The organism is Paracoccus sp. FO-3 (assembly GCF_006386455.1).
In the GTDB taxonomy this organism is placed as follows: domain Bacteria; phylum Pseudomonadota; class Alphaproteobacteria; order Rhodobacterales; family Rhodobacteraceae; genus Paracoccus; species Paracoccus versutus.
In genome coordinates, this window is the sequence record NZ_VCBQ01000014.1 from 25,290 (window position 1) to 37,929 (window position 12,640).

Annotated in this window: 11 protein-coding genes; 8 read left to right on the forward strand and 3 right to left on the reverse strand. The window is 67.7% G+C overall.

Annotation, left to right across the window (positions count from 1 at the left end; all coding sequences use genetic code 11):
* Positions 1 to 119: 119 nt before the first annotated feature.
* Positions 120 to 1,454: an MFS transporter gene (locus FE811_RS05805; RefSeq protein WP_036757645.1), complete on the forward strand. Its 1,335-nt coding sequence runs from the start codon at positions 120 to 122 to the stop codon at positions 1,452 to 1,454.
* A gap of 62 nt (positions 1,455 to 1,516) precedes the next feature.
* Here the strand turns inward: FE811_RS05805 and cbbR are convergent, their stop codons facing one another.
* On the reverse strand, positions 1,517 to 2,446 hold the full coding sequence (gene cbbR, locus FE811_RS05810) for a LysR family regulator CbbR (protein WP_116222624.1): 930 nt from the start codon (positions 2,444 to 2,446) through the stop codon (positions 1,517 to 1,519).
* A 93-nt stretch (positions 2,447 to 2,539) separates the two neighbouring features.
* Between cbbR and FE811_RS05815 the strand changes: the two genes are divergently transcribed.
* The 7 genes from FE811_RS05815 to cbbX all read left to right on the forward strand — a co-directional run bounded on the left by FE811_RS05815 (position 2,540) and on the right by cbbX (position 10,404).
* Entirely contained in the window at positions 2,540 to 3,532 is a 993-nt protein-coding gene (locus FE811_RS05815) for a class 1 fructose-bisphosphatase (protein ID WP_036757647.1), read from the forward strand.
* Positions 3,533 to 3,553: 21 nt separating this feature from the next.
* On the forward strand, positions 3,554 to 4,426 hold the full coding sequence (locus FE811_RS05820) for a phosphoribulokinase (RefSeq protein ID WP_036757648.1): 873 nt from the start codon (positions 3,554 to 3,556) through the stop codon (positions 4,424 to 4,426).
* A 14-nt stretch (positions 4,427 to 4,440) separates the two neighbouring features.
* Positions 4,441 to 6,444 (forward strand): transketolase, encoded by a 2,004-nt coding sequence (gene tkt / locus FE811_RS05825; protein ID WP_181180825.1) that lies wholly within the window; start codon positions 4,441 to 4,443, stop codon positions 6,442 to 6,444.
* Positions 6,444 to 7,523, forward strand: coding sequence for a class II fructose-bisphosphate aldolase (gene fba, locus FE811_RS05830; protein ID WP_036757649.1), 1,080 nt, complete (start codon positions 6,444 to 6,446; stop codon positions 7,521 to 7,523). The genes tkt and fba overlap by 1 nt, the downstream gene beginning before the upstream one ends.
* A 15-nt stretch (positions 7,524 to 7,538) precedes the next feature.
* A complete protein-coding gene (locus tag FE811_RS05835) occupies positions 7,539 to 9,002 on the forward strand; it encodes a form I ribulose bisphosphate carboxylase large subunit (protein WP_036757650.1) in 1,464 nt (487 codons plus the stop codon).
* A 12-nt stretch (positions 9,003 to 9,014) separates the two neighbouring features.
* On the forward strand, positions 9,015 to 9,404 hold the full coding sequence (locus FE811_RS05840; RefSeq protein ID WP_072463156.1) for a ribulose bisphosphate carboxylase small subunit: 390 nt from the start codon (positions 9,015 to 9,017) through the stop codon (positions 9,402 to 9,404).
* A gap of 73 nt (positions 9,405 to 9,477) precedes the next feature.
* Entirely contained in the window at positions 9,478 to 10,404 is a 927-nt protein-coding gene (gene cbbX, locus FE811_RS05845) for a CbbX protein (protein WP_166435585.1), read from the forward strand.
* A gap of 36 nt (positions 10,405 to 10,440) precedes the next feature.
* Here cbbX and FE811_RS05850 read toward each other — a convergent pair whose 3' ends face one another.
* Positions 10,441 to 10,971, reverse strand: coding sequence for a DUF3016 domain-containing protein (locus tag FE811_RS05850; RefSeq protein WP_116222623.1), 531 nt, complete (start codon positions 10,969 to 10,971; stop codon positions 10,441 to 10,443).
* Positions 10,972 to 11,039: 68 nt separating this feature from the next.
* The gene (locus FE811_RS05855; RefSeq protein WP_116222622.1) at positions 11,040 to 12,638 is read right to left on the reverse strand and encodes a GMC family oxidoreductase; all 1,599 of its coding nucleotides are present in this window, start codon (positions 12,636 to 12,638) and stop codon (positions 11,040 to 11,042) included.
* Positions 12,639 to 12,640: the final 2 nt, after the last annotated feature.

Sequence of the window (12,640 nt, forward strand, 5' to 3'; positions counted from 1 at the left end):
GGGCGGATCGCGTAACGGCGGTTCCGACCGCCGCCACCGGCCCGCATCCCCCGCGGGCCGGGCCGAAAGGCCATTGCCGGCAGAGGAGGCCGGCAGGAACACCCAAGGGAGGGTAATCAATGTCCAATCCAACGCTCGCCGCGGCGGCCGGCATGCCGCAGGATGCGGCGCCGGACGCCGAGGTCTCGCGCGATGTCGTCAGGAAGGTGCTGGGCGCCAGCTTCGTCGGCAATTTCGTCGAATGGTTCGACTATGCCTCATACGGCTATTTCGCCACCGTCATCGCCCATGCCTTCTTCCCCGAGATCGCGCCGACCAGCGCGCTGCTGGCGACCTTCGCGGTCTTCGCCATCTCGTTCATCATCCGCCCGGTCGGCGGCATCATCTGGGGCGCGATCGGCGACCGGGTCGGGCGGCGCACGGCGCTGTCCTGGTCGATCCTGATCATGTCGGGCGCCACCACCGTCATCGCGCTGCTGCCGTCCTATCACCAGATCGGCCTGCTGGCGCCGGTGCTTCTGCTGCTGGTGCGCATGGTGCAGGGCTTTTCCGCCGCGGGCGAATATGCCGGCGCCACCTCGTTCATCGCCGAATATTCGCCGACCCACCGCCGCGGCCTTTACACCAGCATCGTGCCGGCCTCGACCGCCGCGGGGCTGCTGGCCGGCTCGCTGATGTCGGCGGGGCTCTTCGCCTTCCTGGACGAGGCGCAGATGCAAAGCTTCGGCTGGCGCATCCCCTTCCTGCTGGCGCTGCCGCTGGGCTTCATCGGCCTTTATATCCGGCTGCGGCTGGAGGATACGCCGAAATTCCGCGAGCTGGAAAAGACCCATCACGTCGAGGCCACCCCGGTGCGCGAGCTGTTTCGCAACCATCGCCGGCAGATCGCCATCGCCTTCGGCGTCACCTGCCTCAACGCCGTGGGCTTCTACCTGATCCTCAGCTACATGCCCACCTATCTCTCGACCGAGATGGGCATGGGCAAGGCGCAGGCCTTCCTGGCCACCAGCATCTCGCTGGCCAGCTACATCTTCCTGATCTTCCTGATGGGCATGCTGTCGGACCGGCTGGGGCGCAAGACGGCGCTGATCACCGCCTCGGTGCTGTTCATGGCGCTGACCGTGCCGCTGTTCAGCATGCTCGACGGCGCGAGCTTCCTCACCATCGTGCTGATCCAGATCGCCTTCGGCGCGCTGCTGACCATCAACGACGGCACCCTGCCCTGCTTCCTGTCCGAGATCTTTCCGACCCGCGTGCGCTATTCCGGCTTCGCCTTCAGCTTCAACGCGGCGAATGCGCTGTTCGGCGGCACCGCGCCCTTCGTCGCGACCTGGCTGATCAGCGTGACCGGCAGCAAGCTGGCGCCGGCCTGGTACCTGGTCGGCGCCGCCGCGCTGGCGCTGGTCGCCATGCTGATGGCGCGCGAGACCGCCGGCAAGCCGCTGGAGGACTGATCGCGCAAGGTCAAAGGCAAGGCCCAGGGGGCCGGCCGCCGGCGATCCGCCGCGGCCGGCCCCTAGGATTCGACCGCGGGCAGGAAGGTGCCCTTCAGCCCCAGGATATGGTCATGCACCCGCCGCCCCGCCGGCGACAGCGCCATGTCCTCGCGCCGGATCAGGAACCAGTTGCGCTGGATCGGCAGCCCCTCGGCCTTCAGCGCCACCAGCCGGCCGGCGCGCAATTCCTCGGTCACGGTATGCTGCGAGATCAGCGCGATCCCCAGCCCGGCGATCACCGCCTGCTTGATGGTCTCGTTCGTGCCCATCTCGACCATGCGCCAGGGCGTGCCGTCGCCGATCCGGTCCAGGAAGCGCGTCATCAGGATGCGCGTGCCCGAGCCCGGCTCGCGCGCCAGATAGGTTTCGGCCAGCAGATCCCGCGGCGTCGCCGGATCGGCTGTGGCCAGCCGGTGATCGGGGGGCGCGACGATGATATGGGGATGCGGGCCGATGGGCTCGGCCACCACCGCCGGGTTGCGCGGCGGCCGGCCCATGATCGCCAGGTCCAGCGCGCGCGAGGTCAGCCACTGGATCACCGTGTCGCGGTTGCCGATGCGCAGCGTCACCTCGACCTCGGGCAGCGCGCGGCGCAGGTCGGCGACAAGGCGCGGCGCGAAATACTTGCCGGTCGAGACCACCCCCAGCGAGACGTTGCCGGTATGGCCGCTTTGCAGTGCCGCCACCCGCCGCGCACAGGTTTCCAGGGCGATGGCGATCTGCGCCTCGGCCTCCAGCACCGTCCGCCCCTCCTCGGTGGCAAGGAAGGCGCCATGCTCGCCGCGGATCACCATGGGCGCGCCCATCAGGTCTTCCAGCGCGCGCAGCTGGCTGTGGATCGCGGGCGGGCTGAGGCTAAGCTGCCCCGCGGCGCCCGTCAGAGAGCCGCTGTCGATCACCGCGCGCAGCACGCGCAGCTGGCGCAGGGTAATGGCACTGATCCGCTTCATTCAGAATTTCCGAAATACTTTTTTGCATTATTAAATGTTCCTTAAAATCTGGACATGTCAACAAGAAGACGGGACGCGCCAGAGGAGGGGCAGATGACCGCCGAGACAATCCAGACCGACCGCATTCCCGAGGAGCTTCGGCCCGTGATGCAGGCGATGGCCGAGGCCGGCGCCCGGCTTGCCGCGATCATCCGCCGGGGCGGCGACCTTGCCTCGCCGGTCGGGACCAATGCGGATGGCGACGGGCAGAAGGCGCTGGACGTGATGGCGGACGACCTGTTCCGCCAGGCGCTGGCCGGCGCGGGGGTGCGCTGGCTCGCCTCTGAGGAACAGGACGAGGCCGTGGCGCTGGACCCCGCGGGGCGCCTGGCCGTCGCCATCGACCCGCTGGACGGTTCCTCGAACATCGACACCAATGTCTCGATCGGCACGATCTTTTCGATCTACCCCGCCGAGGCGACGGCCGAGGCCAGCTTCCTGCGCCCGGCGCGCCAGCAGATCGCCGGCGGCTATATCATCTACGGCCCGCGCTGCGCCATGATGGTGACGTTCGGCGACGGCGTGCAGCATTACGCGCTGGACCCCGACAGCGACGGCTTCCGGCTGGTCACGGCCCGGCAGGAGATGCCCGAAAGCGCCCTGGAATTCGCCATCAACGCCTCGAACTACCGGCACTGGCCGCAGCCGATCCGGGCCTATATCGACGATTGCCTGGCCGGCAGCGACGGCCCGCGGGAACAGAACTTCAACATGCGCTGGATCGCCTCGCTGGTGGCGGAAACCCATCGCATCCTGATCCGGGGCGGCGTGTTCCTGTATCCGGGCGACGCGCGCAAGGGCTACGGCTCGGGCCGGCTGCGCATGCTCTACGAATGCGCGCCCATCGCCTTTCTGGTCGAACAGGCCGGCGGTCGCGCCACCAACGGGCTGGTCCCGATCCTCGACCAGGGCGCGGCGAGCCTGCACCAGCGCACGCCCTTCGTCTTCGGCTCGGCCGAGAAGGTCGCCCGCATCGCCGCCTATCACGAACTGCCCGAGACCGAGGTTTCGGCACTGTTCGGCCATCGCGGCCTGTTCCGGGCCTGATCTGGAAAAAGAAGGGACACCATGAGCAAGAAACACCCGATCATCTCTGTCACCGGCTCGTCGGGCGCAGGCACCACCACGATCAAGAACACCTTCGACCAGATCTTCCGCCGCGAAAGCATCACCGCCGTCAGCATCGAGGGCGACGCCTTCCACCGCTTCGACCGCGCGGCGATGAAGGCGGAACTGACGCGCCGGACCGAGACGGGCGACCACACCTTCAGCCATTTCAGCATCGAGGCCAACGAGCTGGAGCGCCTTGAGCAGGTGTTCCGCCACTACGGCGAGACCGGCACCGGCCAGACCCGGCATTACGTCCACGACGACCGCGAGGCCGAGAAATACGGCACGCCCCCCGGCCAGTTCACCGCATGGGAGGATTTCGCCCCCGACTCGGACCTGCTGTTCTACGAGGGGCTGCATGGCGCGGTCAGGTCGGACGGCATCGACATCGCCGGCCAGGCCGACCTGAAGATCGGCGTGGTGCCGGTCATCAACCTGGAGTGGATCCAGAAGATCCACCGCGACAAGGCCAGCCGCGGCTATTCGACCGAGGCCGTGACCGACGTGATCCTGCGCCGGATGCATGCCTATGTGCATGTGATCTGCCCGCAGTTCACCGAAACCGACATCAACTTCCAGCGCGTGCCGGTGGTGGACACCTCGGACCCGTTCATCGCGCGCTGGATCCCCACCGCGGACGAAAGCCTGGTGGTGATCCGCTTCAAGAACCCGCGCGGCATCGATTTCCCCTATCTGACCTCGATGATCCAGGGCTCGTGGATGAGCCGCGCCAATTCCATCGTCATTCCGGGGCCGAAGCTGGACCTCGCCATGCAGCTGATCCTGACGCCGATGATCCTGCGTCTGGTCAACGAATCGAAGCGCGCCTGAAGGGAGGGAAGAACATGAACCAGATGGCAAGGATCGACACCGGCATGGAGGCGCAGATGGCCAATGCCATCCGTGCGCTGGCGATGGATGCGGTCGAGGCGGCGAAATCCGGCCACCCCGGCGCGCCCATGGGCATGGCCGACGTGGCCGCGGTGCTGTTCAACCGCTTCATGAAGATCGACCCGGCGGATGCCGCATGGCCCGACCGCGACCGTTTCGTGATGTCGGCCGGCCATGGCTCGATGCTGGTCTATGCGATCAACCACATGCTGGGCTATGACGACATGGACATGGAGCAGCTGCGGAATTTCCGCCAGCTGGGCACACGCACCGCCGGCCATCCCGAATACGGCCATGCCAAGGGGATCGAGACCACCACCGGCCCGCTGGGCCAGGGCATCGCCACCGCCGTCGGCATGGCGCTGGCCGAGCGGATGATGAACGCCCGCTTCGGCGACGGGCTGGTCGATCACTGGACCTATGTCATCTCGGGCGACGGCTGCCTGATGGAGGGCATCAGCCACGAGGCCATCGACTTTGCCGGCCACCAGCGGCTGGGCCGGCTGATCCTGCTGTGGGACGACAACGGCATCACCATCGACGGCCATACCGACCTGTCCACCTCGACCGACCAACTGGCGCGCTTTGCCGCCGCGGGCTGGCATGTGCAGGCGGTGGACGGCCATGACCGCGAGGCGGTGGCCGCCGCCATCGAGGCCGCGCGCGCGGACGAGCGCCCCTCGCTCATCGCCTGCAAGACGGTGATCGGCTATGGCGCGCCGAACAAGCAGGGCAGCCACGACGTGCATGGCGCGCCGCTGGGCGCCGACGAGATCGCCGCGGCGCGCGCGCATCTGGGCTGGAGCCATCCGCCCTTCGAAATTCCCCAAGACATCCTGGACTCCTGGCGCAATGTCTCCGCGCGAGGGGCCGAGGCGCGGTCAGCATGGCAGAAGCGGCTGGAAACGTCCCCAGATCAGGGCCGTTTCAACGCCATGCTGGCCGCGCCCGATGCGGCGGCGCTACGCAGCGCCATCCGCGACTATACCGCCAGACTGGCCGCCGACCGGCCCAAGGTGGCGACCCGCAAGGCGTCCGAGATGGCGCTGGAGGTGGTGAACGCCACGCTGCCGAACACGGTGGGCGGCTCGGCCGACCTGACCGGCTCGAACAACACCCGCAGCAAGGGCATGGTCTCGGTGACGCCGGCCGAGCGCCTGGGCCGCTATGTCCATTACGGCATCCGCGAACACGGCATGGCCGCGATCATGAACGGCATCGCGCTGCATGGCGGGCTGATCCCCTATGGCGGCACCTTCCTGGCCTTTTCCGACTATTCCCGCCCGGCCATCCGGCTGGGCGCGCTGATGGGGGTGCCGGTGGTCCATGTCATGACCCATGACAGCATCGGCCTAGGCGAGGACGGCCCGACCCACCAGCCGGTCGAGCATGTCGCGGCGCTGCGGGCGATCCCGAACCTGATGGTCTTTCGCCCCGCCGATGCGGTCGAGACCGCCGAGGCCTGGGAGATCGCGCTGACCGCGCCCGCCACGCCCTCGGTCCTGTGCCTGTCGCGCCAGAACCTGCCCGCCGTGCGGCTGGAGGCCGATGACGAGAACCTGAGCCGCCAGGGCGCCTATGTCCTGCGCGAGACCGAGGGCGCGCGCGACGTGACCCTGATCGCCACCGGCTCCGAGATCGAGATCGCGCTGGAGGCCGCCGACCTGCTGGCGGCACAGGGCGTGCGCGCCGCCGTCGTCTCGGCCCCCTGCTTCGAGCTGTTCGCCCGGCGTCCCGAGGCCGAGCGCGAGGCGGTGCTGGGCCGCGCCCCGCGCATCGCCATCGAGGCGCTGATCCGCCAGGGCTGGGACGGGCTGTTCCTGCGCCCCGGCGACGGCTTCATCGGCATGGCGGGCTTTGGCGCCTCGGCCCCCGCCCCCGCGCTTTACCGGCATTTCGGCATCACCGCCGAACGTGCCGCCGACCTTGCCAACCAGCTTATCCAGGGAGGAAAGTGATGGCCCTCATCACGCTGCGACAGCTTCTGGACCACGCCGCCGAACATGGCTACGGCGTGCCCGCCTTCAACATCAACAACATGGAACAGGGCCTGGCCATCGTGAAGGCCGCGGCCGAGGTCGATGCCCCGGTGATCCTGCAAGCCAGCCGCGGCGCCCGCTCCTATGCCGGCGACATCATGCTGCGCCGCATGGTCGAGGCCCTGGCCGAGATGAACCCGACCATCCCGATCTGCCTGCACCAGGACCATGGCAACAACCTGGCCACCTGCATGTCGGCGATCCGCCACGGATTCACCAGCGTGATGATGGACGGCTCGCTGCACGAGGACATGAAGACGCCCGCGGATTACGACTATAACGTCGCGGTGACGGCCAAGGTGGCCGAGGCCGCCCATGCCGTCGGCGCCTCGGTCGAGGGCGAGCTGGGCGTGCTGGGCAGCCTGGAGACCGGCGAGGCCGCGGCCGAGGACGGCTCGGGCGCCGAGGGCAAGCTGGATCACAGCCAGCTGCTGACCGACCCGGACCAGGCGGTGGACTTCGTCTCGCGCACCCGCTGCGACGCGCTGGCCATCGCCTGCGGCACCAGCCATGGCGCCTACAAGTTCAGCCGCAAGCCCGATGGCGACATCCTGGCCATGCATGTGATCGAGGCGATCCACGAGCGCCTGCCCGGCACGCATCTGGTCATGCACGGCTCCAGCTCGGTGCCGCAATACCTGCAGGATCTGATCAACGATGCCGGCGGCGCGATGCCGCAGACCTATGGCGTCCCGGTCGAGGAGATCGAGCGCGGCATCCGCCACGGCGTGCGCAAGGTGAACATCGACACCGACTGCCGCATGGCGATGACCGGGCAGTTCCGCAAGATCGCCCGCGACAAGCCCGAAGAGTTCGATCCGCGCAAGTTCATGATCCCGGCCATGAAGGAGCTGACGGCGCTGTGCCGCGACCGCTTCGAGCGTTTCGGCACCGCGGGCCACGCCAGCAAGATCAGGGTCATCCCGATGGACGAGATGGCCAAACGCTATGCGTCGGGGGCGCTGGACCCGGCAATCACTGGCGCGAAAGCCGCCTGAGGAGGAGGAAGCCCGATGAACGAGATGAGCAAGTCCGAAATCACGGACAAGAAAAAGCGCTACGCCGCCGGCGTGCTGAAATACGCCCAGATGGGTTACTGGGACGGCGACTACCAGCCCAAGGACACCGATGTGCTGGCGCTGTTCCGCATCACCCCGCAAGAGGGCGTGGACCCGATCGAGGCGGCGGCGGCCGTGGCCGGCGAAAGCTCGACCGCGACCTGGACCGTGGTCTGGACCGACCGGCTGACCGCCTGCGACCAGTATCGCGCGAAAGCCTATAAGGTCGAGCCGGTGCCGGGCACGCCGGGGCAGTATTTCTGCTATGTCGCCTATGACCTGATCCTGTTCGAGGAAGGCTCGATCGCCAACGTCACCGCCTCGATCATCGGCAACGTCTTCAGCTTCAAGCCGCTGAAGGCCGCGCGGCTCGAGGACATGCGCTTTCCGGTCGCCTACATGAAGACCTTCGCCGGCCCGCCCACCGGCATCGTGGTCGAGCGCGAGCGCCTGGACAAGTTCGGCCGCCCGCTCCTGGGCGCCACCACCAAGCCCAAGCTGGGCCTGTCGGGCAAGAACTACGGCCGCGTGGTCTACGAGGGGCTCAAGGGCGGGCTCGACTTCATGAAGGACGACGAGAACATCAACTCGCAGCCCTTCATGCATTGGCGCGACCGCTTCCTCTACTGCATGGAGGCGGTGAACAAGGCCACCGCCGCCACCGGCGAGACCAAGGGCCATTACCTCAACATCACCGCCGGCACGATGGAAGAGATGTATCGCCGCGCGGAACTGGCCAAGGAGCTGGGCTCTGTCATCGTCATGGTGGACCTGATCGTCGGCTGGACCGCGATCCAGTCGATCAGCAACTGGTGCCGGCAGAACGACATGATCCTGCACATGCACCGCGCCGGCCACGGCACCTATACCCGGCAGAAGAACCACGGCATCAGCTTCCGCGTCATCGCCAAGTGGCTGCGCATGGCCGGAGTCGATCACCTGCATACCGGCACCGCCGTCGGCAAGCTGGAAGGCGACCCGATGACCGTGCAGGGCTATTACAACGTCTGCCGCGAGACGGTGAACGCGGTGGACCTGCCGCGCGGCATCTTCTTCGAGCAGGACTGGGCCAACCTGAAAAAGGTGATGCCGGTCGCCTCGGGCGGCATCCATGCCGGGCAGATGCACCAGCTGCTGGACCTGTTCGGCGACGACGTGGTGCTGCAATTCGGCGGCGGCACCATCGGCCACCCGATGGGCATCCAGGCCGGCGCGACCGCGAACCGCGTGGCGCTGGAGGCCATGGTTCTGGCGCGCAACGAGGGCGTCGATATCGCCAATGAGGGTCCCGAGGTGCTGCGCAAGGCGGCCAAGTGGTGCAAGCCGCTGGAGGCGGCGCTGGATACCTGGGGCAACATCACCTTCAACTATACCTCGACCGACACCTCGGACTTCGTTCCGACCGCGTCCGTCAGCTAAGGGAGAGATCAGATGCGTATCACTCAGGGCTGCTTTTCCTTCCTGCCCGACCTGACCGACGAGCAGATCCGCGACCAGGTGGAATACATCCTGTCGCGCGACTGGGCGGTCGGGATCGAATGGACCTCCGAGCCCCATCCCCGCAACACCTATTGGGAGATGTGGGGCAACCCGATGTTCGACCTCAAGGACGCCAAGGGCGTGATGATGGAGCTGGACGACTGCCGCAAGGCGCATGGCGACAAGTATATCCGCATCAACGCCTTCGACAGCACGCGCGGCTGGGAGACGGTGATGATGTCCTTCATCGTCAACCGCCCGGAAAACGAGCCGAGCTTCAAGACCTGGCGCATGGAGGCCGATGGCCGCCATATCCGCTATACCCACGAGATGGTCGGCTAAGCGGACTGCTGCTGCCGGGGGGCTGTCTGCCCCCCGGACCCCCCGAAGGTATTTTCGCAACGGAGAAGGGCTGATGGACGGCGATATGGGCGAGACGCTGGCGACCGTGGATCTGAAGGCCGAGTATGAATCCTCGGGCGTGCGCGAGATCCTGGACGAACTGGACCGCGAGTTGATCGGGCTGGCGCCGGTGAAGCAGAGGATCCGCGAGACGGCGGCGCTGCTGCTGGTAGACCGGGCGCGGCGCGACCTGGGGCTGGCCCATGAGGTGCCGACGCTGCACATGAGCTTTACCGGCAATCCCGGCACCGGCAAGACCACGGTGGCGCTGAAGATGGCCGGGCTGCTGCACCGGCTGGGCTATGTGCGCAAGGGCCACCTGGTCAGCGTGACCCGCGACGACCTGGTCGGGCAATATATCGGCCATACCGCGCCCAAGACCAAGGAAGTCCTGAAGAAGGCCATGGGGGGCGTCCTGTTCATCGACGAGGCCTATTACCTCTACAAGCCCGACAACGAGCGCGACTATGGCCAGGAGGCGATCGAGATCCTGCTGCAGGTGATGGAGAACAACCGCGACGACCTGGTGGTCATCATGGCCGGCTATGCCGACCGGATGGACCGCTTCTTCTCGGCCAATCCCGGCTTTCGCTCGCGCATCGCCCATCACATCGAGTTTCCCGACTATACCGACGAGGAGCTGGGGCGGATCTCGGCCTCGATGCTGGTGAACCAGGGCTATGTCTTCGACGAGGCCGGGCGGGCGGCGATGGAGGAATATATCCGCCTGCGCCGCGATCAGCCGCATTTCGCCAATGCCCGCTCGATCCGCAATGCGCTGGACCGGGCGCGGCTGCGGCAGGCGAACCGGCTGTTTTCCGGCGAGGTGCCGGTCGATGCGCGGGCGCTGTCCACCATCACCGAAAGCGACATTCGCGCGAGCCGGGTGTTTTCCGGCGGGCTGGACATCGACGGCAGCCGCCGCATGATCGAGGATTGAGGGCGGGCCGCTTGCGGCCTGCCGGGGGCTTGCCGGTCAGCCGGAAAGATCGGGACGGGCGGGTTGCCGCGGCGTGGCGAAGGTCTTGCGGAACCAGTCCTGCACCATCAGCTTGTCATAGACGAAGCGCCGGCTGTCGCCATGCCCGCGCGGGTCCGAGAGATAGTTCATGTCGGTCAGCCGTTCTTCGCCCGCGCGGATGACGGTGTCGCCCTGCATCAGCCGATAGCGCAGGTGGATGCGCGGCGGCGTGGTGTCGCGCAGGAAGCGCACGTCGTTGAAGCCGCTGCGCCAGGGTTCGAACTCGCCGGCAAGGTCGATGTCCAGCACCTCGATGGCAAGGCTTTGCCCGGCGGGCAGGTAGCGCGCGCCAAGCTCGGCAAACCAGCGGTCGAATTCGGCCAGCACCGAGGTCCGGCTGCGTTCGCGGCGGAACTCGCGGTCGCGGAAGCTCTCGGGCGCGACATAGGTGACGGTGACGTTTCCCCCCGCCGATGCGTCCGGCCCGGCCATGGCGGCAGGCGCGGCGAGCGCCAGGGAAAGGGACAGGCAGATGGTCCTGAGCATGGCTTGCCTCCGCGCTTCCAGCCCTGTGCCAAGATATGGGCATGGGGCGCGAAAAGTCAAAGCCGGGCTCAGGCCCTGGCGTCCTCGAGCATCATCCGCGCGGCCTTTTCGGCGATCATCATCACCGGGGCGTTGGTGTTGCCGCTGGTGATGGTCGGCATGACCGAGGCGTCGGCGATGCGCAGCCGGCCAAGCGCGCGCATCCGCAGCCGCGGGTCGACCACCGCCGCGTCGTCGGCGCCCATGCGGCAGGTGCCGACCGGGTGGAAGATCGTGGTGCCGATGGCGCCGGCGGCGCGGACCAGATCCTCGTCGCTCTGGAAGGCGATGCCGGGGATATGCTCCTCGGGGTCGAAGCGGTTGAAGGCGGGCTGCGCGGCGATCCTGCGGGTCAGGCGGATGGCACGCGCGGCCACGTCACGGTCGGCCTGGGTCGACAGGTAATTCGGCCGGATCGCGGGATGGGCGCGGAAATCCGGCCCGGCGACATGGACCGAGCCGCGGCTTTCCGGCCGCAGGTTGCAGACCGAGGCGGTCATCGCCGGAAAGGGATGCACCGGGTCGCCGAACTTGTCGAGGCTGACCGGCTGGACGTGGAACTCCAGGTCCGGCGTCGCCTTGTCCGGCCCCGAGCGGGTGAAGATGCCAAGCTGGCTGGGCGCCATCGACATCGGGCCCGAGCGTTTCAGCAGGTATTCCAGCCCGATCGACGCCTTGCCCATCAGGCGCGAGGCCTTTTCGTTCAGCGTCGGCACGCCGCGGACCTTGTAGACCAGCCGCAATTGCAGGTGGTCCTGCAGGTTCTCGCCCAGGCCCGGCACCTCGACCTGGGGCGCGATGCCGGCCGCCTGCAGCACCTCGCCGCGGCCGACGCCGGAATGTTCGAGGATCTGCACCGAGCCGATGGCGCCCGCGGCCAGCACCGTCTCGCGCGCGGCGCGGACCTCGCGCCGCTGGCCCTGGTGGTGAAAGACCACGCCCGCGACCTCGCCCGCCTCGATCACCAGCCGCTCGACCTCGGCCCCGGTCAGGATGCGCAGGTTCGGGCGGTGGCGCACCGGGCGCAGAAAGGCCTTCGCCGCGCTCCAGCGCCAGCCGCGGCGCTGGGTCACGTCGAAATAGCCGCCGCCCTCGTTGTCGCCGCGGTTGAAGTCCTCGGTCCGTGGGATGCCGGCCTGCTCGGCCGCCTCCATGAAGGCGTCGAGCACGGCCCAGCGAACCCGCGCCGTCTCGACCCGCAATTCGCCACCGGCGCCATGCATGTCGTCGGCCCCGCGATAATGGTCCTCTTGCGCCTTGAACAGCGGCAGCACGTCGTCCCAGCCCCAGCCGGTGCAGCCGAGCTGGCGCCAATGGTCGTAATCCGCCGCCTGCCCGCGCATGTAGATCATGCCGTTGATCGAGGAACAGCCGCCCAGCACCCGGCCGCGCGGGTAAAGCAGCGCGCGGCCGTTCAGCCCCGGCTCGGGTTGGGTGCGAAAACCCCAGTCGGTGCGCGGGTTGCCGATGCAATAGAGATAGCCGACCGGGATATGGATCCAGTGGTAATTGTCGCGCCCCCCGGCCTCGAGCAGCAGCACCCGGTTGCCGGGATCGGCGCTGAGGCGGTTGGCCAGAACGCAGCCGGCGCTGCCCGCGCCGATCACGATATAGTCGTAGCTTTCCATCG

Excerpts from the sequence above, each read along its gene's own strand:
- FE811_RS05815 (WP_036757647.1), top strand. The coding sequence starts at position 2,540 with ATGACCGCCGAGACAATCCAGACCGACCGCATTCCCGAGGAGCTTCGG.
- FE811_RS05835 (WP_036757650.1), top strand. The coding sequence starts at position 7,539 with ATGAACGAGATGAGCAAGTCCGAAATCACGGACAAGAAAAAGCGCTAC.
- FE811_RS05855 (WP_116222622.1), bottom strand. The coding sequence starts at position 12,638 with ATGGAAAGCTACGACTATATCGTGATCGGCGCGGGCAGCGCCGGCTGC.
- FE811_RS05805 (WP_036757645.1), top strand. The coding sequence starts at position 120 with ATGTCCAATCCAACGCTCGCCGCGGCGGCCGGCATGCCGCAGGATGCG.
- cbbR (WP_116222624.1), bottom strand. The coding sequence starts at position 2,446 with ATGAAGCGGATCAGTGCCATTACCCTGCGCCAGCTGCGCGTGCTGCGC.
- FE811_RS05820 (WP_036757648.1), top strand. The coding sequence starts at position 3,554 with ATGAGCAAGAAACACCCGATCATCTCTGTCACCGGCTCGTCGGGCGCA.
- fba (WP_036757649.1), top strand. The coding sequence starts at position 6,444 with ATGGCCCTCATCACGCTGCGACAGCTTCTGGACCACGCCGCCGAACAT.
- FE811_RS05840 (WP_072463156.1), top strand. The coding sequence starts at position 9,015 with ATGCGTATCACTCAGGGCTGCTTTTCCTTCCTGCCCGACCTGACCGAC.
- FE811_RS05850 (WP_116222623.1), bottom strand. The coding sequence starts at position 10,971 with ATGCTCAGGACCATCTGCCTGTCCCTTTCCCTGGCGCTCGCCGCGCCT.
- cbbX (WP_166435585.1), top strand. The coding sequence starts at position 9,478 with ATGGACGGCGATATGGGCGAGACGCTGGCGACCGTGGATCTGAAGGCC.
- tkt (WP_181180825.1), top strand. The coding sequence starts at position 4,441 with ATGAACCAGATGGCAAGGATCGACACCGGCATGGAGGCGCAGATGGCC.